16 protein-coding genes are annotated in these 19,846 nt (G+C 57.1%); 13 read left to right on the top strand and 3 right to left on the bottom strand.

Annotated elements, in window-relative coordinates; all coding sequences use genetic code 11:
- Nucleotides 1-2 precede the first annotated feature (2 nt).
- Nucleotides 3-1,961: a YjhG/YagF family D-xylonate dehydratase gene (locus AB4Y89_RS03825; RefSeq protein ID WP_442299571.1), complete on the bottom strand. Its 1,959-nt coding sequence runs from the start codon at nt 1,959-1,961 to the stop codon at nt 3-5.
- Nucleotides 1,962-2,236: 275 nt separating this feature from the next.
- Here AB4Y89_RS03825 and AB4Y89_RS03820 point away from each other — a divergent pair, with 275 nt between their 5' ends.
- From AB4Y89_RS03820 to AB4Y89_RS03800, 5 genes are all read left to right on the top strand, one after another.
- Nucleotides 2,237-3,235, top strand: a complete 999-nt coding sequence (locus AB4Y89_RS03820) for an aldolase (RefSeq protein WP_442299570.1) — start codon at nt 2,237-2,239, stop codon at nt 3,233-3,235.
- Nucleotides 3,236-3,331: 96 nt separating this feature from the next.
- Nucleotides 3,332-4,063, top strand: a complete 732-nt coding sequence (locus AB4Y89_RS03815) for a response regulator transcription factor (RefSeq protein WP_442299569.1) — start codon at nt 3,332-3,334, stop codon at nt 4,061-4,063.
- Nucleotides 4,064-4,076: 13 nt separating this feature from the next.
- Complete coding sequence (locus AB4Y89_RS03810; protein WP_442299568.1) at nt 4,077-5,858, top strand: HAMP domain-containing sensor histidine kinase; 1,782 nt, start codon at nt 4,077-4,079, stop codon at nt 5,856-5,858.
- Nucleotides 5,858-7,339: a hypothetical protein gene (locus AB4Y89_RS03805; protein ID WP_442299567.1), complete on the top strand. Its 1,482-nt coding sequence runs from the start codon at nt 5,858-5,860 to the stop codon at nt 7,337-7,339. The genes AB4Y89_RS03810 and AB4Y89_RS03805 overlap by 1 nt, the downstream gene beginning before the upstream one ends.
- On the top strand, nt 7,339-8,040 hold the full coding sequence (locus AB4Y89_RS03800; RefSeq protein ID WP_442299566.1) for a hypothetical protein: 702 nt from the start codon (nt 7,339-7,341) through the stop codon (nt 8,038-8,040). Before AB4Y89_RS03805 ends, AB4Y89_RS03800 begins: the two co-directional genes overlap by 1 nt.
- Before the next feature lie 129 nt (nt 8,041-8,169).
- On the opposite strand, the gene AB4Y89_RS03795 is transcribed toward AB4Y89_RS03800, so the two are convergent.
- Nucleotides 8,170-8,445, bottom strand: coding sequence for a hypothetical protein (locus AB4Y89_RS03795; RefSeq protein ID WP_442299565.1), 276 nt, complete (start codon nt 8,443-8,445; stop codon nt 8,170-8,172).
- Entirely contained in the window at nt 8,445-9,449 is a 1,005-nt protein-coding gene (locus AB4Y89_RS03790; protein WP_442299564.1) for a hypothetical protein, read from the bottom strand. Before AB4Y89_RS03790 ends, AB4Y89_RS03795 begins: the two co-directional genes overlap by 1 nt.
- A 248-nt stretch (nt 9,450-9,697) precedes the next feature.
- Between AB4Y89_RS03790 and AB4Y89_RS03785 the strand changes: the two genes are divergently transcribed.
- The 8 genes from AB4Y89_RS03785 to AB4Y89_RS03750 all read left to right on the top strand — a co-directional run bounded on the left by AB4Y89_RS03785 (nt 9,698) and on the right by AB4Y89_RS03750 (nt 19,808).
- Entirely contained in the window at nt 9,698-10,054 is a 357-nt protein-coding gene (locus AB4Y89_RS03785; RefSeq protein WP_442299563.1) for a cupredoxin domain-containing protein, read from the top strand.
- Between the two features lie 76 nt (nt 10,055-10,130).
- A complete protein-coding gene (locus tag AB4Y89_RS03780) occupies nt 10,131-11,321 on the top strand; it encodes a nucleotidyltransferase domain-containing protein (RefSeq protein WP_442299562.1) in 1,191 nt (396 codons plus the stop codon).
- Nucleotides 11,318-14,089, top strand: a complete 2,772-nt coding sequence (locus AB4Y89_RS03775; protein WP_442299561.1) for an SLBB domain-containing protein — start codon at nt 11,318-11,320, stop codon at nt 14,087-14,089. Before AB4Y89_RS03780 ends, AB4Y89_RS03775 begins: the two co-directional genes overlap by 4 nt.
- The gene (locus tag AB4Y89_RS03770; RefSeq protein WP_442299560.1) at nt 14,086-15,327 is read left to right on the top strand and encodes a GumC family protein; all 1,242 of its coding nucleotides are present in this window, start codon (nt 14,086-14,088) and stop codon (nt 15,325-15,327) included. The genes AB4Y89_RS03775 and AB4Y89_RS03770 overlap by 4 nt, the downstream gene beginning before the upstream one ends.
- Complete coding sequence (locus AB4Y89_RS03765) at nt 15,324-16,625, top strand: oligosaccharide flippase family protein (RefSeq protein WP_442299559.1); 1,302 nt, start codon at nt 15,324-15,326, stop codon at nt 16,623-16,625. The genes AB4Y89_RS03770 and AB4Y89_RS03765 overlap by 4 nt, the downstream gene beginning before the upstream one ends.
- Entirely contained in the window at nt 16,622-17,812 is a 1,191-nt protein-coding gene (locus AB4Y89_RS03760) for an O-antigen ligase family protein (protein WP_442299558.1), read from the top strand. The genes AB4Y89_RS03765 and AB4Y89_RS03760 overlap by 4 nt, the downstream gene beginning before the upstream one ends.
- The gene (locus AB4Y89_RS03755; protein WP_442299557.1) at nt 17,809-18,975 is read left to right on the top strand and encodes a glycosyltransferase; all 1,167 of its coding nucleotides are present in this window, start codon (nt 17,809-17,811) and stop codon (nt 18,973-18,975) included. The genes AB4Y89_RS03760 and AB4Y89_RS03755 overlap by 4 nt, the downstream gene beginning before the upstream one ends.
- A complete protein-coding gene (locus AB4Y89_RS03750; RefSeq protein WP_442299556.1) occupies nt 18,972-19,808 on the top strand; it encodes a WecB/TagA/CpsF family glycosyltransferase in 837 nt (278 codons plus the stop codon). Before AB4Y89_RS03755 ends, AB4Y89_RS03750 begins: the two co-directional genes overlap by 4 nt.
- Nucleotides 19,809-19,846: the final 38 nt, after the last annotated feature.

The following is a 19,846-nucleotide window of genomic DNA, read 5'->3' as shown; positions in this document are numbered from 1 at the left end:
TGTTATCCCTGTAGCTTTTGCAGGATTGCATCAACGTCATAGACACAGCCACCCCACACGCCACCGCTGGCCTGCACCAGGGCCGCCCACAGGCGTGTATCTGCCGGCAGACCTGGATGCTGCGCAAGATCAGGCCGGGGCGAGCGAGCTGCGAGCCGCTTTGCTCCCTCTTCCGGGGTGAAGCGTTCGTCTCCTTCACCGATCAGGTTCACTGAGCCGTGAAGTTGCTTGCGATCGACCACGATCTCGATCGTGTCGCCGTCACGCAACTTGCCAACGGGGCCACCCGCCAGTGCCTCCGGCGATACATGGCCGATGCATGCGCCCGTCGATACACCGCTGAATCGCGCATCGGTGATCACGGCGACATGGCGGCAGTACGGCAGATTCTTGAGTGCTGAGGTGATCTGGTAGATCTCCTGCATGCCCGCTCCTTTGGGGCCGCTGCAAATCAACGCCATCACATCGCCTTCGCCAATGTTTCCCTGCTTGATGGCGGCTATCGCAGCTTCCTCCGTCAGGAAGACTCTCGCGGGACCTGTATGGCGATACACACCATCGGCATCGATCAACGCCGGATCGATCGAAGTGCTCTTGATCACGCTTCCATCCGGTGTGAGATTGCCTGATGGGAAACAGACAGTCGACGTGAGGCCGGCAGAACGTGCCCGATCCGGAGACATGATCACGTCGCCGGCATCGACTCCATCCAGATCGCGCAGGCGCTGCTTCAGAATGCGCCTGCGGTCGCTTTGTTCCCACCATTCCAGGTTTTCGCCAAGAGTGGTACCGCTTGCCGTCATCGCGCTGAGATCGAGCAGGCCGGCGTTCCGCAGCTGCAACATCACCTCTGGCACACCGCCCGCCAGAAAGACCTGAACCGTGGCGAAGTTTCTGGGGCCGTTGGGTAAAGCATCAACCAGTCGAGGAACGCTGCGGTTCGTATGCGTCCAGTCTTCAACGGTTGGGCGGCGAAGCCCCGCGGAGTAGGCAACGGCCGGAATATGCAGCAGCAGGTTGGTGGAACCGCCGATAGCAGCATGAACCACCATCGCGTTGCGGATGGCGGCGTCAGTCAGCACATCACGGGTTCCGATGCCAAGCGACGTCATCCGCATCATGGCTCGCGCGCTGCGTGTCGCGGCATCGAGCCAGATATCCTGCCCAGAAGGCGCAAGCGCTGTATGCGGCAGGCTGAGCCCCATCGCTTCAGCAACCGCCTGGGCGGTTGCGGCTGTACCGAGAAACTGGCAGCCACCTCCCGGCGAGGCACAGGCCCGGCAACCCATCTCCGCGGCGTATTCCAGCGTGATCTGGTGCTGGGAATAGCGTGCTCCAATCGTCTGTACCTTGCCAGCGTCCTCCCCGTCCTCGGGCAGAAGCGTGACGCCACCTGGAATCAGAACACTGGGATAGGTTCCAGAAGACGCCAGCGCCATCATCATCGCCGGTAGCCCCTTGTCGCAGGTAGCCACACCAAGCACACCACGACGCGTCGGCAACGACCGCATCAGCCGGCGTAGCACGACGGCCGCATCGTTCCGGTACGGCAGCGAATCCATCATGCCGTCGGTTCCCTGGGTCCGGCCATCGCAGGGATCGGTGCACGCACCGGCAAAGGGCGTAGCGTGGAGGTTCCTAAGCTCACGGGCGGCCTCTGTCACCAACAGGCCCACCTCCCAGTGACCGGTATGAAAGCCAAGCGCAATAGGAGTGCCGTCCGCCGCGCGCACACCGCCGTGCGTACTCAGGATCAGATATTCGGGGTCACTCAGCCGCCCAGGCTCCCATCCCATGCCGGCATTCTGGGACAGACCGAAGAGATTGCCCGAAGGCTGCCGCACCAGCATCTCTGGCGTAATCGGCAGCGCTCCCTCAGGACCGCGTGCGTGCGTCTTCACTGCCTGAAGCAGCGACACATCGCTGTTGAGAATCGTTTCTATCCCGATCGCTTCAGACATACAAACCGTAAGACATGCGTGGAGTGCCGATAAAGTTCGACCCACAAAGAAATGTACAGGAAACGGGTAGATTCTGGCGACCGGCGTTAAATCTCCTCCACCGGCAGGCATTCCATAGGCACGGTTCCATTGTTGTTTTCGTCACATATCTGGTTTGCTTTCAACTGACCCGATGTCTCAGTTTGGAAGGGTTGGGCATTGCAGACAAGAAGATGACATTCGGCCAACAATTCGGCGAACCCGCCGCTTCATACTGAAGTTCGACGCAACCCGCAATGAGTCTACCGATCGCCCAACATGGATTTGAAACAGCCGCACCGCTTCAGGATGGCCATCTGGTACACGGCCCGGAGTTGCACATCCGCCGCCGGTTCAATTGCATGGGCTTTGCCGTTGATCTCGCCACAAATCATCCTGAAGTGGAGATAGCAGCTGCCGAAAGCTGGAGCACGGCTCCTGCTCTCTTTGCCGACGATCCGATTCACATTGCGGTGACAGTCGTAGAGAACGGGGAAACCATCTGTCCTCCGGCTCCCGTCTTCCGCTCCCTCGGACATGTCGGCATGCATATTGCAGACTCGTCCAACGTGCTGTTGTCGGATATGGAGACGGGCGATTCGCAGATCTGCATCTCGACGGCGGCATTAACGTCTCGCCCGTATCTGCGTTATTTCTTCCTCGAAGCGGCTGCGCTCACGATGATCTCAACACGCTACTGCGTTCCAATTCATGCAGCCTGCGTTTCTGCACAAGAGCACGGAGTCCTGCTCTGCGGCGAGTCCGCGGCGGGAAAATCATCCTTTGCGTATGCCTGCGCTCGCTCCGGTTGGCGTTATACCTCCGACGACGCCTCCTATCTCCTGTTACGGCAATCTCCCTCTGCCATCGTCGGTAACTGCAACCAATTTCGTTTCCGTCCAGGAGCCCGTGAGCTCTTTCCGGAGCTTCGCCACTTCGAGATCACTCCACGGGCAGCAGGAAAGCCATCGATGGAGCTGCAGGTGGCAAAGCTCAAGGGCATCAAAACACAGCAGAGCGCCTCGGTGGCCCTGCTTGTCTTCCTTGACCGCGTCTCGTACGGTCCTCCGGCGATTCTTCCCCTTCAGTCCGGACATGCCCGTTCCTTTATCCGGCAACACTGGTCCAGCATGCGCGAACCTCAGCATGCTGCGGTAGATCGCCTGTTACGGGAGGCGCCGGTTATCCGGCTGACCTACAGCGGGTTCGGGGACGCCATCCATCATCTGGAGCAGTATCTGCACAGCCTGCATTGAGCCCAAATCACTTAGTCCCGTCTCCCCCTTGTCACAAGATTGTCACTTTGCTACCTTTTTGGCGGACGCGGGGCTTTTCAGAGTGACAATTAGCCCATGCTCCAGATGGGAACTCACGAATTGACTCAGCCCCCCGTTGTGATGCCGACCCGCACGCACATCCTGGTTGTCGAAGATGATCCTCGGATGCAAAAGGTCCTCCACAGGACCTTCCGTGAGCTTGGATATAGTGTGACGGTCTGTGGCGACGGCAAGACAGGCCTCGACGCATTCCACAGTATTCGGCCATCAGCCGTGATTCTGGATCTTGTTTTGCCCAATATCACCGGACGCGACCTTTGCAAGGCGATGAAGGCAGAGCGGCCGGAGACGCCAATCATCGTTGTCTCTGCCATCAACGAAGTCGCAGATAAAGTCCTTCTTCTGGAGTTGGGCGCTGATGATTACGTCACCAAACCCTTCTCTCCAAGAGAGCTGACCGCCAGGCTCCAGGTTGCACTTCGCCGTCAGCAGAAGCCAAGTACGGTCACCACTTATACCTTTGGAGACTGCACCGTTGACTTCGCTCGAATGACCGCTCACCGTGCAGGCCAACCTGTCACCCTGACGGCTCACGAATTCAAGCTCCTGAAGTATTTTGTCGAACACGCAGAACGTGTGCTCAGCCGCGAAGAGCTGCTGAACGAGGTCTGGGGTTACAATTCCTATCCAACGACGCGGACCGTTGACAATCAGCTTCTGAAACTTCGCCAGAAACTCGAAGTCAATTTTGCGGAGCCCCAACATTTTCAGACGGTCTACGGCGCAGGGTATAAATTCGTACCGTAGGTCTGAGATTGAAATGTTAACGAAAGACACGCCAGGCATTCGTACACGCTTCCTTCTGCTTGCCTCGCTGGTCCTCGTCATTGCAGGATCGACCTCCGCAAGTCTCCTGATTATCCGCGGCCGTCTTCAACAGCACGCCCAGGCAGCGTTTTCGGCTGACCTCTATCGCTCGGTCGAGCTCTTCCAGAAGCTGCAAACGCAAAAACTGGTAAATCTGCGCAGAGCCAATGCGCTGATTGCCGATCTTCCCAGCCTGAAAGCGCTGATGACAACCCGGCATCAGCAGACGGTGGCCGATGGCTCAGTCCCGTTCTGGAGAGTCAGCGGCAACGACCTGTTCGCACTTGCGGACCGGGACGGCAACATCCTGACCCTTAATACCCGCCAGCCCTCGGCACAACTTCTGCCTGCCCTGCAGGAGAAATTTTCAGATCCATCGCAACACCTTCTGCTTGCGGGTTCCGATCTTTACGAATACGCCACAACGCCGATCTACTTTGGCGACCAGGCGACGGGTACGCTTCTTGGCTACGTCATCAGCGGTTATGCGATCGACCACGAGCTTCTGCAAGATGTGGCCAGCAGCGCCGGCTCCGACGCCGCGGTCGTCCACGGCTCTCAGCTCATCGCCAGCAGCCTGCCGGATGCGCGAGTTACCAGAATCTCTGGAGAACTGCAAACCCTTATTGGAGCATCTGCTCCAGTTCTGGCGGTCCTGAACGGGGAACGTTATCTGGCAATCACAAAAGACTTCGACTCCAGCGAGAATGCCCCAATCCGGCTCGTCATGTTGAAGTCATTTGCGCAGACGGATGCCGCTGAAAAACAGATCAATCGTCTCGTGGCACTGGCGGGCGCCATTGCCCTCGCTGGTGGCACGATCCTGATGCTTCTGCTGTCGCGCATGGTTACGAGTCCCATTGAGCGCCTCACCTCGGGCGTCCGTGCCTTCGGCACCGGAAATGACACCTATGTTCTACCTTCCAATGGGACCCAGGAGGTCCGTTTTCTAAGCAAGACCTTTGCGCAGATGCGCGAGCAGATACAGACAACCAACTCCAAGCTATTGGAGGCTGAAAGACTGGCCACGATCGGCCGCATGGCTTCATCCATCTCCCATGACCTGAGACATTACCTTGCCGCCGTCTATGCGAACGCGGAATTTCTGGCATCCCCGAATCTATCGGAGGCAGAAAGAAACGAGCTGTATGAGGAGATCCGGCTCGCCGTCCAGGGCACTACAGAGATGCTGGATTCGCTGCTCATCTTCGGCCGCACCGGGAATGCGTTGTTACGAACCACCGCATCGGTGGAGGTCATTGCAGAACGCGCGCTTACTCTGGTCAGATCGCATCCTGATTCTGATGGTGTCGCAGTTACTTTTGTCAACAACGCTCCGGATACCACAGCAGCCGTGGATGGCCGCCAGATCGAACGGGCCCTGTATAACCTGTTGCTCAATGCCTGCCAGTCAGCAAGGCAGAGCGCTACAACGCGCAGTGTCTCACTGACGCTGACAGCAACTCCGCAAACCATCACTGCCAGCATTGTCGACTCCGGCCCCGGCGTTCCGGCAAGCATCCGCGATAATCTTTTTGCGCCATTCGTGAGCGAGGGGCGTCACAAAGGTACCGGCCTGGGACTTACCCTGGCATGGACCGTTGCGCGGGAACACGAGGGCGAGGTGCGACTGGTGGATGGGCGTGCCGGTTCAACGACATTCCTCTTTACCATCTCTCGCACTCTGCACTCTGCCGACGGAACCTCACATCAACGAGATCGGGTATTAACCTAATGATGCGCGACACACTCAAACTCCAGAGCATGATCGTAGTCCTCGCGCTGCTGCCCTCGATGAGCCAAGCGCAATCTGCGCCTGGTAATACCTCCCAGATACAGGAGACACCAGAACAGAAGATCACCCGACTTTCGACGACAATCACGCAGGTACAGTCGCAGGTGGAGGAATACCAGAAGCAACTTCAGGAGATGCAACGGCAGCTTGCCGAACTGAGACAACAGCTTGCCGCGTCTGGAGCTCCCGCATCCGTAACAGCGACACAGCCATCGCCTCCTGCACCAACGCCGACCCTCGAAGAGCGCGTTGACGCACTGGAATCTGCTGTCGCCACCCATGACTCGTTGAAGGTTGAGTCCGAATCGAAGTATCCGGTCTCAGTCACCGGCATGGTGCTCTTCAATACCTTTGTCAATACGCGTCGTGTCGATGTGCCGGCCACGCCGACGTATGTCTTGAGAGGTAGCGGAACTACAGGATTTACGATGCGTCAGACCGTGCTTGGGATTGACGCGCGCGGACCACATCTCTTAGGTGCGACCAGCCGGGCACAGATTCGGACCGATTTCTTCGGCTCTACTACGAATTCGGAATACTCCGCGGGAGGTCTTATTCGTCTGCGCACCGCCCGGGCCTCTCTGGACTGGAAGAATACCCAGGCCTTCTTCTCGTATGACCGAACGATCCTCGCTCCCGATGAGCCAACTTCTCTCGCTTCGGTAGCTGTCCCCCCGCTCTCATGGTCTGGAAATCTGTGGACATGGAATCCACAGGTTGGCGTCAGCCAGTCGATCCCTCTATCGCCAACGTCGAAGCTCACACTGCAGACGGCTCTTATCGACGTTGGTGATCCACTGCTGCCTTCGGCTACCAGCGGCTCCGCTTCGACGCTGGCGGAGCGAAGCAGATGGCCCGGTGTTCAGTTCCGCGCCGGCAGCAGCTTCGGCCCGGTCGACCGCGAGACCCGGTTTGGGCTTGGCGGCTACTTCAGCCCGCATCGCGCAGTCGATGGAAGCCGATTCGACGCCTGGGCGGCCACAGCCGATCTGCATCTTCCCATTGGGAAATACCTTCTGCTCACCTCGACTGCCTATCGTGGGCAGGCTTTGGGCGGACTTGGCGGCGGTGGCTATGCCGACTTCATCTATCGCGATTACGAAGGGGCCACTGTACTTCAACCGATCGACGATGTCGGTGGATGGGCTCAGCTTGCTATCAAGACGGGCCGTTTTGAGACCAACATTGCCTATGGCCTCGATAATCCCTTCAGCAAGCAGATCCGGTCCCGGACGGCGAGTTCTACGGCTCCCACATATTCGGGCCTGACCCGTAACAGCACACTCATGCTGAATACGATCTACAGCCCAAATGCCTACCTGCAGTTCTCACTCGAATACAAACGGCTGCAATCAACTTTTCCAAGCCGCGACCGCTATGCCAGCGACGCAATTGGACTCTCAGGGGCTTATCGATTCTGATGACTACAGGCGCCTTTCTTCGCAACATCGCAGCCGTCTGCCTTGTCGCATACGCGTTGCCCTCCGCTCATGCCTCGGAGGCAACCGCACGGTTACGCCTTACGGATGCAGCATCAGCGAAACGCCCAGCAAAGCTTCCTCCAGCCGTGCTTTGGCTCAAACCACTTAGCTTTGCACCGCCTCCGTTCCCTGCCGGCCCTAACCCGGTCATGTTGCAGAAGAACAAAATGTTTTCGCCTCATCTTGTAGTGGTTCCTGTAGGCGGAAACGTGACCTTTCCCAACGCAGACCCGTTCTTTCACAATGTCTTCTCGCTCTTCGATGGCAAGCGATTTGACCTGGGCCTTTACGAAGCGAACTCGAGCCGTTCGGTTAACTTCTCACGCGAAGGTATCTCATACATCTTCTGCAATATCCATCCGGAGATGTCGGCAGTCGTCATCTCACTCAGCACGCCATACTATGGCATCGCCGATACCGGTGGGCAGTTTCGTCTCACAGGACTACCTGAAGGAGAGTATGAGATGCGTGTGTGGGTAGAAGGCGAACGCCAACCGACACTCGACCGCTACACCAGGCGCATCCACATCGCCGCGGAGAACATCAACCTTGGCGACATTGCGATTGAACACCCTAAGCCCACACAACATCTGAACAAGTTCGGTCAGCCTTATGGCCCGTCAGATCATGAGATCTACTAGAGCATTTTCCCTGTTGCTGGGTATCCCGTAAGGGGCGCGCAGTGGCGTTTTCATTGCGGAAAACGCGCATAGATGCGGTAGCCCTACAGGGAAAACGCTCTAATCCGTAGCCACGCTGGAAGATGAAGCTTACGGATTGAAGAAGCGCAGCAAAGCCTCTTCATCCTTCTTGCTGAGCGATGCCCGCACCCGCATGTGCCTCACGATCGTTCCCGAGACGCGTGGTGAAAATCCCTGCGGCGCATTGTGACAACGCGAACAGTTCTGCTGAAAGACGAGCTCTCCTGCGCTGGGCGTACGCTTTGGTTTCGGCTTGGCGGAGGCGGTCGGCGGCGGTTGCTGCGCAAAGCACGGCAAGGCAATGGCAAGCAGGAAGGCCAGGATTCCATTTCGTCTGGTGTGCATTACTTCTTCCCCCTCCATGCCGGGAACAAAAACCTGTAGGTCATATTGGCCGTCCAGAGATTCTTGTCGCCGGCGGCTGAAAACTGCCTCGAATAGCTTGCTTTCAAACGCACCTCGTGTGGAAGGTTATAGACGAGTCCGAAGTCGGCCAACCGCGTGTTCACACCTGGAAGACCATCCGAGGAATCGGGCTTATTGCGGAAGGTCTGCTGCATACGAAAGGCCGGCTGAAAGCGGCCTACCCAACTGTTCTCTCCGCCCCAGAAGATTGGCCGCATTTCAGCTTCGAACCAGTATCCGGAAGAGTGTGCCCCATGCGCATACTCTGACCGGAACCGGATACCTGTGTTTGCAGGCTCCCACCAGAGATGAACTCCCTGGAAATTGGCCTGTTGCCCCTGAAGCAGCCGGCCATACGACGTACCAAATTCCAGTCGCTGCTTAGGTAGATAGACAGAGAGCCTTCCTCCGGAAGATCGCTGCGACAGGAACTGTTCATTTCCGCTACGCGCCGAGAAATACCCAGCATAGTCGATGGAGAAAGAAGAACGTGAGACTGCGGAACCCCGCACCATACCGCCTGTACCAGCGCCGGTAGACATGGTTCCCAATGGAAGAATCAATGGACCATTCTGGAAGTTGCTGATCCAGATCGGCGTCAACCGTTCGTTATAGGTACCGAACGGAGTCAAATAGCTTCCCGCTGCGATTGTGAGATGGGGAGAGACAAGAAAATCTCCCTCGAGATAAGACAGAGCGGCATAGTGTGCCGTGTCGTAACCGTGTCCGTTTGCGGTGAATGATTCCAGAATGGTCGCTCTGGTCTCTATCAGCACGTGATCTCCGAGAGGCACAGCGGCGAGTGGAGAGATTACAGGAAAGTAGCTGTTCTGGCCTCCGTTCCGGCTGACAAACATGCCGCCGCCTCCCGAGATAATGGGCGTCTTCTGTGCATGCAGCGCTCTGCCGGGAAACAGCGCCATCAAGACGAGATAACAAAGCACTCTATGGACGGGTATCCGACGTTTCACACTTCGCATGAAGCCGACGATAACCAGACGTGTCCGGGAAGGTGTCCCGGGGTCGTCGCCGCTTTGTCAAAGCATTGTCACCAAAGGGGCTAACATTTCCCTGACAATCACCTGACAGACACATGACAACACGGTTTTAGCGGCTAACTAGAGTCAACGAATCGAAGGATCCCCGTTGCGGATGATCTTTCACTGACGATCGTTGCAGGAGCCGATAGCCGATGAAATTTAAGTGGACCCTTCTTACTTCTTTCACACTGATGTCTGCGCTCTCATTCCGCCCGATTCACGCGGGCACTGAGCCGCACCGTATCGAAATCTCCGCAAAGCGCTTTGAGTTTTCTCCATCAGAGATCACAGTCAAAAAGGGTGAACCGGTCGAACTCGTCATTCAAAGCAGTGATGTCACTCACGGGCTCCAGTTTGCCGACCTGGATCAGAAGGTCCAGATCAACAAAGGGACACCCGCAACACTTTCATTTACTCCGGAAAAAGCCGGTGACTTCACGGGTCAGTGCTTCATTTTCTGTGGAACCGGCCACGGACAGATGGCTCTTACGCTCCACGTCGTTGAGTAAGGTTCGACCAATGCAAGTTTCGCGAAATTCCGTATGGCCTCCAACCAGACGACATGAGCGTCTGCGTCAGGCCGTAATGGAAGGTTTTTGTTCAAAAGACATCGACGATCTGCTCAGCCTCAATCCCTCGGCGGCGGAATGGCGTCGCCTGCTGCAATGGCTACATGTGAGCGGACTTGCACTCTACTTCTTTGACCGGCTCACGTCTCTGCAGTTGTCAGACTGCCTGTCGCCCGCCATTCACGAGGAGCTTGAACAGGCGCTTGCGAACAATACCCTGCGCTCAAAGGTATTTCTTGAAGAGACCCTACGGCTCAATCGTGCGTTCCAGGACGAGGGCGTTCTGTACGCCAACCTGAAGGGCATCACGTTGTGTCCCTTCTCGGTACCTCGCATGGAGTTGCGCTCTCAGCTCGACCTCGACTTTCTTGTAGATCCCGCCTGTGCCGAACGCGCTCGCGCAATCCTCGAACGCTGCGGGTATCGCCTGCACGCTGTAAGCGGCAAGAGTATGGAATTCAAAACGCCTGGACATTCCAGTCCCAGGTTAAGCGACCTCTATAAGGTTACGCCTCACCGGTCGGTCGAATTGCATCTGGCGCCGGAAGGCTCGCCACGCCTCCATCGAGTGGAGTGGATACAACGAGATGGGCTCTCCATTCCCTCCCTGTCACCAATCGATCACTATCTTGGCCAGGCGCTTCATCTTTTCAAACACATCCGCGGAGAATTTACACGGCTCTCGTGGTTTCTTGAATTCAGGCATCACACCCAGGCACGTAAGCCAGATACAGTTTTCTGGAACGACTTCCTCTCACTCCTGCAAGAGGATAAGAAGACTGCCCTTGGATACGGCATCGCGGTGGCAACCTCTCAGGAACTCCTGGACGAATTTGTTCCCTCGCATGTGTCTGCCGCTACTGAGCCTTTCCTCTCCACCGCAACACGCTACTGGATCACGCACTACAGCCGCACTGCCCTGCTCACCGACTTTCCTGGGAGCAAGTTGTATCTACTTCTCGAAGAAGAACTGACCAGGAAAGAAGCCTTCGCGGGGCGCTCGGTACAGGGAGCACTTCTTCCGCGCCGGCTTCCCCCGGCCATCAACTGCAAACCCGAGCAAGATTCCCTGTCCGCTAAGCTACACCGGTTACGGCAGCAGATTCCCTATATCTTTTTTCGTCTTCGCTTTCATCTGGTAGAAGGAGCGCGTTACATCATGGCGTCCATGCAATGGCGGCAGTTTCTTTCAGGGAGTACGCAATGAAACGGCTCGTCCTTATCTGCTGCTGCGTCTTCTGCTTGTTCACGCATCTGCCGGCACAGACTCTCTCCTCTGCCGGCACGGACGACACACAGACAACGCAGCAGGAGAGCACGCGTTCCCAATCCCTGACAGACACCAATACGCAGGAGGGCTCCGCCTCCTATCTGGAAGTAGTGCGAGTTCTACAGGACAATCCCGATGCGATGATCGAGGTCAAAACGGTTATTGCCGAGTACCTGACGCAACAGGGCAATCCAACCCAGCCGGACTCGATCTCAGATCAGGCTCTCTACACGCGCCTGCAGACCAATGCGGAGCTCCGTAACAATGTCATTACCTTTCTTCGCTCGCGCGGCTATCTCTCCGATGCTGAATCACCTGGCACAACCTCTCCGGCCGACGCGGGTCAGCGAAACCTGAAGCCGTCTACGGGCAACGTGACAGACAATGCGGATCTACTATCCAGTAGCACTGCAACACGAAAGACGCCGAAAGAGCCCGTCACACAAAAAGAGACCGCCGAACGGCAGGAGGATCCGAGTACTCGTGAGCGTGTGCTTCATCGCGATACGCCGTATAACCTGGCATCGCTCCGCGATCTCTACACACAGATTCCTCAATCCTCGCGCTCACTCAAGCGATTTGGTTCCGACGTCTTTCTCCGTAGAAACAGCCAGAACGCACAGACTACGCCCGATATCGCAGCCGATGTGCCTCTTGGCCCGGATTACGTGCTTGGAGTGGGAGACACCCTGACCATTGCGCTCTGGGGTAGTGCCTCTCAAAACCTTCAGCGCACCATTAATCGCGAAGGCACGATTGTCCTGCCTGAAGCCGGTGCCGTTGAGGTTGCAGGGATCTCGCTGGAGAAGGCGAAGCTTCTGGTGACAGACCGGCTTCGGACGCAGTTCCGTGACATTCAGGTTGAGCTCTCGGTTGCGCGTCCCCGCAACATCCGCATCTATGTCGTCGGGGATGTGCAGCGTCCTGGAGCTTACGAGTTGACCTCAGTCTCCTCGCCACTCAGCGCACTCTATGCCGCCGGAGGCCCTACCGCAGTTGGATCGCTGCGAATACTGCGGCACTATCGCGGTACACGCCTGCTGGACGAAATCGATCTCTATGACTTCCTGCTGCACGGCGTCCGGTCTGAGATCCGGATGCAGTCCGGCGATACACTGCTCGTTCCCCCTTCCGGACCTCAGGTGTGGATCGACGGAGCCGTCAAACGCCCCGCCATCTATGAGTTGAAAGGAAATACTACCGTCTCCTCTCTTGTAGAAGATGCCGGCGGGCCGGCTCCTTCGGCGGAGACGGGACAAATTCGGATTGAACGAATCACACCTGACCACCAGCGCGAGACAGTTTCGTATGACCTGCGCACGTCACAGGAGAAGCCGTTCAACCTGCGCGATGGCGATCATCTCTTCATCGGCAGTGTTCTTCCTTACAGCAGCCGGGTCATTTACACGGAAGGGCATCTCGTCCGGCCGGGGCGCACCGCATATCACGATGGCATGCGCATTACAGACATCCTTCACAGTTATCAGGATCTGTTGCCAGAACCGGCGGACCGGGGCGAAATCGTACGGCTTCAGGCTCCCGATCTGCGGCCAACAACGATCGAGTTCAGCGTCCCGGAGGCACTCGCCGGTAATGTCGATCTCACGCTCCAGCCGTTCGATACAATACGCGTCTTTGGAAGATATGAGGCAGATGCTCCCCGCGTAACCATCGCCGGAGAGGTGTTGCGTCCAGGGATCTACCCGCTCTCCGAAGGGATGACCGCGGCAGACCTGGTCCGCACCGCGGGCGGCTTCAAGCGCGATGCCCTGCTGGAAGCTGCTGACCTTACCAGTTATCAGATCGCGAATGGGAACCGCGTCATCAGTCAGCGTTCTTCGATCCCCATCGGAGTCGCCGTCACAACACGAAAGAGCTCCTCCGATGTTGTGCTTCGTCCCGGAGATGTGCTGACGATCCACCAAATCGCAGGCTGGAACGATATCGCCGCCTCCATCACGGTGGAAGGTGAGGTCTCCTATCCAGGTTCTTACGGAATCCAACAGGGAGAACGGCTCAGTTCCATTCTGAAGAGAGCCGGAGGCTTCCGCGAGACAGCATATCCAGCTGGAGCCATCCTCATTCGTGAAGAGGTTCGAGTACTTGAAGAAAAGAGCCGTCAGGAGCTGATCCGCCAGATCGAGACGAGCTCTTCTGCTGCCCGGCTCGCACCCGCAGTATCCTCCAACGATCAGTCCTCAACGCTGCAGATCATTCAAGCCCAACAGGAGCAGGTGCTGAACCGGTTGAAGACCCAACCTGCGGTCGGCCGCCTCGTCATCCATATCTCCACCGACATCGCCTCATGGGAGGGAACAGCGGCGGATATTGAGGTGCGCGCCGGTGACGTCCTCCGGATTCCTAAGCGGCCTGGTTTTGTGCTCGTGAACGGGCAGGTCTATAACGCCACAGCAATCACCTTTGCCGAAGGTAAGTCCGCCGGTTGGTATCTCCGCCGTGCAGGCGGAGTTACCGAGGTTGCGAATGAAAAGCGGATCTTCATCATCCGCGCCAATGGTTCCGTCGTGGGACGCGACAGTGGCTTCCTACCGCGCAGTGTTCTCTCTACCAAGCTCAGCCCGGGCGATGTGGTTGTCGTCCCGCAGAAGATCCTTGGAGCGTCTCTTTTCTGGCGCAATCTCCTGACGACGGCACAACTGGCCTCATCCATTGCGATCACCGCAGCAGTGGCAGGTGTGCTATGAGCGAGACTCCGGTCTGGGTTCACAACGGCGAAATTCTATGGCGGCATCGGCGGTTGCTGGTGCGTGTCTTTCTGATCGCTGCTGCCTGCTCGATCGCAGTGGCATTCCTGATCCCGAAGCGCTACACATCTACGGCGATGATCATGCCACCGGCGAACACAAACTCCAGTTCGGTTATGATCGCCGCGTTAGCAGGACGGGCTCTCGGGGGAGGCTCCAGCAATAACTTCAGTAGTCTTGCCGGAAGCTTACTCGGCACAGGAAACACGACAGCACTTTACATCGACCTTATCAAGAGCGGCACGATCAGCGATCACCTGATCGAACGTTTCGAGCTCCAAAAGGTCTATGACAAGCGTTATCGCATCGACACTGCCAAGAGGCTTGCGCGGCGCACCTCGGTCACTGAAGACAAAAAAAGCGGGGTCATCACGATCACCGTAGAAGATAGTGACCGTGTCCGTGCCCGCGACCTGGCTCAGGGATACCTCGACGAGCTGAACCTCCTGCTCACACATACATCGACAACCTCGGCGCACCAGGAACGCGTTTTTGTTGAACGGCGGCTGCAAACCGCACATACCGACTTATTGCGCGCGCAGCAGGAGCTGAGCAACTTCTCGACCTCACATACAACCATCGATATCAAGGAGCAGACGCGAGCCATGGTCGATGCGATGGCACGCGTCCAGGCGGAGCTGATCGCCGAACAGTCAAGCCTGAGCTCTCTTCGCCAGATCTATGGCGACCAGAACATCCGGGTCAAATCTGCCGAGTCGCGTATTGGAAGCCTGCAGCAAAAGCTCAATTCCATTGCCGGACCATCCAGCTCCGGCGTGGACGTTCCGGTATCGAGCGACCAGCCTTATCCTGCGCTTCGCAGCCTGCCACAGCTCGCAGTTCCCTATGCCGAGCTGTATCGCAACCTTCGTATCCAGGAGACGTTATTCGAGCTGCTTACGCAGCAGTACGAGCTCTCGCGCATTGAAGAGGCTAAGGACGTCCCCGTCGTCAGTGTCATCGACACGCCTGGCATCGCAGAGAAGAAGTCATTTCCTCCCCGCACTCTGCTCACTCTCGCTCTCACCGTGATAAGCGTTTTGATTACCGCGGTCTTTCTCCTCATTCGAGATCGCTGGGAACAAATACCAGCAGAGACAGTGCAGAAGGTCTTTCTGCAACAGATTGCGGCCTCTGGAAACCGCGTCCTCCATCGAATTCCGGGAGTACGCAGATGAAACGGCATCTGGCCAATGCGGCGTACGGCGTCATCGACTATCTCGCGGTTCCATTGGGAATGCTGATTGTCGCTCCCGTCGTGCTGCATCGTCTCGGAGCCGCGCCGTACGGCCTTTGGACTCTTGTTACCAGTGTTGTTACGATCGGCAGCGTTGCGGCCTCGGGATTCGGTGACGCCAATATTCAGAGGGTGAGCCGCTGGCTCGAACAGGACGACCCCGTTGCCATCAGACGCACCGTCCGCAACACCTTAAGCATCCACCTCGTTCTTGGATCTCTGCTGGCAACCATCCTGCTTGCGTTTGCCGGTACAGCCGCGGCACGCTTCACGCTGGTTACCCCTGAGTTGAACCACCAGTGTTTCCTCAGCCTTTGCCTGGCGGCACTGATCGTACTTGCAAGGGCGCTGGAAACGGTATGCGTCAGCACCCAGCGCGCCTTTCTGCGATACTCCGCCAGCATCCGGATCAGCCTGTGCGCCCGCGTCCTTACGCTTGTAGTCGCCGCGTTTCTGAGTATTCTGCATGCGTCGATTGTCTCGATCGTAGCCGCAACGGCTCTTATCACCGCGATAGGCACAGCATGGCAATTCTATGAACTGGCAAGGCTGATGCATGTCCGCTGGATCACTCCTGCATTTCACCCAGATATCCTCAAGGACCTTTTCCGATTCGGGATCTATAGCTGGCTTCAGGCCGTATCGGCTGTGATCTTCGTCCAGATCGACCGCATCTTTCTGGGCATGCATCTAGGCATGCAGGCAGTCGCTGCGTATGCTCTGTGTCTCCAGCTAACGCAGCCGCTGTATGGAATTGCTGCGGCTGGTCTCCACTTCCTGTTTCCTCACTTCGCATCGGGCGCCGGTACCAGGCTCGACCAAGGAAGACAGGTTCTCATCGCCACTCTTGGCAACGTCGTCCTGGTAACGATCGGAGCAGGAATTCTAGTGACGTTGGGGCTTCCGCTGCTGCGGATATGGGCTTCGGGCGCGATCGCTGAAGCCTCAGCCGGTGTCCTCCCGCTTGCCGTCATCAGCACTGCGTTTGCTGGTATGGGCGTTACGGCCACGTACACCTTGCTCGCACATGACCATTCCCGGACGGTAATGCTCTTCAACGTTATTGGCGGAGCCATCTCTGTCTGCCTGATGCCCTACCTGCTTTCGCGCTTTGGCATCGTCGGTCTTGCAGCGGCCAGACTTCCCTATGGTGTCGCCAACCTGCTGCTGTATCTTCCGCTCTTCTCAGTGCTTACGGCACGTAACCTCCCGGTTGCTGCCTATGAGGAGGTGCGATGATGCCGTCCGAAACTCTTGCATATCCTGTCTCGCGCACGTCCACGTATCTCTTTCCTGCGTCCGTCGGCTTCTACTTCGCAGCGCGGCTGGCTCTCTCGTACCTCTTCTTTCAGGCGGAACCGCGGACAGGAGCCATCGCCGGCCTTGCTCTGAATCTTGCCTTCTTTATCTGTTCACTCTTCTATGTCTTCGGCGGCCGTGCGCACACCGTGCCTATCACGACTCCTTTCCGGTGGGCACTCTGCTTTCTGACAGTCTCTCTGGTCAGCCTTAGCTGGAGCGTAACTGTATCGATTCCGATTGCGGCCGGTTACTGGAGCGGCATGGCCGCCGATGTCGCCATCGTTTGGATGATCCTGCGTTACCAGCCGCTCACGGACGCCGGAGAATCGCTCATGAAGGGTTATGTATGGGGTGCATGTTTCATTGCGATCGTGACATGGTTCTCGCCGACCATGCAGGATCTGCGTCCCGGCAATGACGAGTACTTCAGCCCCAACGCGGTTGGTTTCATCTGCGTTTTAGGCGTGTACTTCTCTCAATACCTCAACCGCGCCGCCCAGGGCTGGAGGGTTGCCCCTGTCTTTCTGTCCGTTACCCTGATGCGAACTCTGAGCAAGAGCACCATCATAGCCTTCTGCATCTCTCAGGCTTATCTTCTGCTCCGTGACCGCACAGTATCGGCAACCACTCGCAGAACGGCGATCCTGGGCGCCATCGTCATCTTCGCGCTCTTCTGGCCCCTTATCAGCAGCTACTACGTTGTCTATACAAATGCGGGCAACCAGGCCGAAACACTTACCGGACGCATTGGGATATGGGGCTTTGTTCTACTGCGCGGATTAGAGAACCCGTGGATCGGACACGGCTTCCACGGATTTCGAAACGTGATTCCGGCGTTTGGCGACTTCGAGGCATGGCACGCCCATAACGAGTTGATCCAGCAGTTTTATACCTACGGCGTTCTCGGCCTGATCATGCTCGTCGGTATCTACGGCAGCTTCTACTGGCATCTCCGCAAGGCAAGTTCTCAGGTAAGGATTCTCCTCAATAGCCTGCTGCTCTTCATTTTGATCTGGGGTCTTGCCGATACCGACCGTTTTGATCTCTCTCTGCCGATGTGGGCAATCCTGCTGATAAGCACGCTGGTTTATGTGCCGGCGCTTCAAGACGAGGTGACAGCATGAACCTGCTACTCGCACTCGTCTCCGCTTCGGAATATATCTCCGGCATTCAGCGCCATGCCCTCGACCTGGCGCAGGCTCTTACCCTTCATTCCGACATCGACTCTATCCACGTTGCCGCCTCACCCTGGCAGAAGGAACTCCTTCGCGCGTATCTGCCGGCTTCTCCCCGGTTGCACATCCACTTTGCCAGGATTGGCATGTCGCCGATCGAGAGAAACATTTGGTACTACACGCAGCTCCCTCGACTTGCTAAGACATTACAGGCTGAGGTGGTCCATCTCGCCTATCCCATGCCGATCAAAAGATCGCGCGATCATGCGACCATCGTCACACTGCACGATCTCTATCCGATCGATTCACCTGAGAATTTCACCTGGCCTCATGTCCTGGTGAACCGTGCAGTCCTGAAGCAGTGTCTCCATGCTGCGGACGCTATCGGTTGCGTCTCGCATAACACCCTGGATCGGTTGACGCAGTACGACTCCCGGATAGCATCGCGCAAGGCGCGAGTCATTCACAATATTGTCGAACCGCATGACGCTGACCATCAGGCGCCACACTCTGGGCCTCCATTCGTTCTATGCATTGCGCAACACCGTCACAATAAAAACATCCCGCTCGCGCTTTCTGTATTTCACTCTCTCCTCTACAGGAATGTTGTTCCCCCACTGACGCGATTTGTACTTGTAGGGATACAGGGACCGGAGTCTACGGCCATTCGAGCGTGGATCAGTACCCTTGGTCTTGTCGATCATGTCGACTTTTGCGCAGGCATCAGCGATGCAGAACTTCACTCGCTGTATGCCAACTGCGAGTGCGTGCTGGCTCCCTCCCTGACTGAGGGGTTTGGGCTGCCTGTCGTTGAAGCACTCCAACGTGGCGCACGTGTCGTCTGTTCTGACATCCCTGCCTTCCGTGAGATGGCCGACGGCCTTTGCACTTTTGTGCCGCTGTCAGGCCATGGCAAGGAAGACTTCATCAACGCCGCGGCCGCGGCGCTGCAATTACCCAGGCCAGCACCATCCATCTTTCCTGAGCTCTCTGGTGAGACGATCGCCGCCAAATGGGTCAACCTCTACCAACAGGTAATCGTTGCCAATGCAACGCCGTACCTGGCGACTCGTGGCGCCGATGTCGTTGAGAAAGGAACGAACCTCTCATGACTCACCAGAAAAAAGTAGATGTTCTTGGAGTCTCTATTGATCCCGCAAACATGGAACAGGCGACGGAAGCGATCCGCCAACTTCTGGATCAGGGACAGAAGGGCTACATTTGCATGGTCGGCGTACACGGTGTGATGGAAGCGCAACGAGATCCCGATCTCGCGGCAATCTATGACGCAGCAACCCTGATGCTTCCCGATGGCATGCCCACGGTGTGGGTCGGCCATTGGCAAGGCTTTGGCGAGATGCGCCGGGTTACTGGCCCAGATCTTATGCTCGAGATCTTTCGCCGGCCTGAGTTTTCCGGCGTTCGGCACTACCTGTACGGCGGAAAGGCCGGTATCGCCGAAGAGCTAAAGCAGGCGCTCACACGGCGATTTCCTCATGCACAGATCGTCGGGCACTACACTCCGCCGTTTCGCGATCTAAACGTGCAGGAATGGGAGTCTCTGCGCTCTGAGATCCAGGGGCTCAAGCCCGACATCATCTGGGTGGGCATCAGTACACCGCGGCAGGAAAAGTTTATGTATCACGCTCTCGCTGGACTCGATGCAACACTGATGTTCGGCGTCGGCGCGGCCTTTGACTATCACACCGGCCGCATCAAAGATGCCCCGGAATGGGTGAAGACAATAGGAATGCAGTGGCTGCACCGCCTTATCCAGGATCCAAGACGCCTGATGGCCAGGTATCTTCGCAACAATCCTGCATTTGTCGGAAAGATCATCCTTCAACTCCTGAGAGGTACGTCTCCGGAGATACAGCCGCCGTCCATAGTTGAACAGCGCGAATACAAGCTGGCAGTCAAGACGGTGAAACAGTCCAGACGATGATTGATCGGCATAAAAAAGGAGAGGCGTCTGCCTCTCCT

The sequence above is a fragment of the Terriglobus sp. 2YAB30_2 genome, assembly GCF_052114765.1.
Lineage (GTDB): Bacteria > Acidobacteriota > Terriglobia > Terriglobales > Acidobacteriaceae > Terriglobus.
Note: the sequence above shows the minus strand (reverse complement) of the source record. Positions and strands in the feature narration are given on the sequence as shown.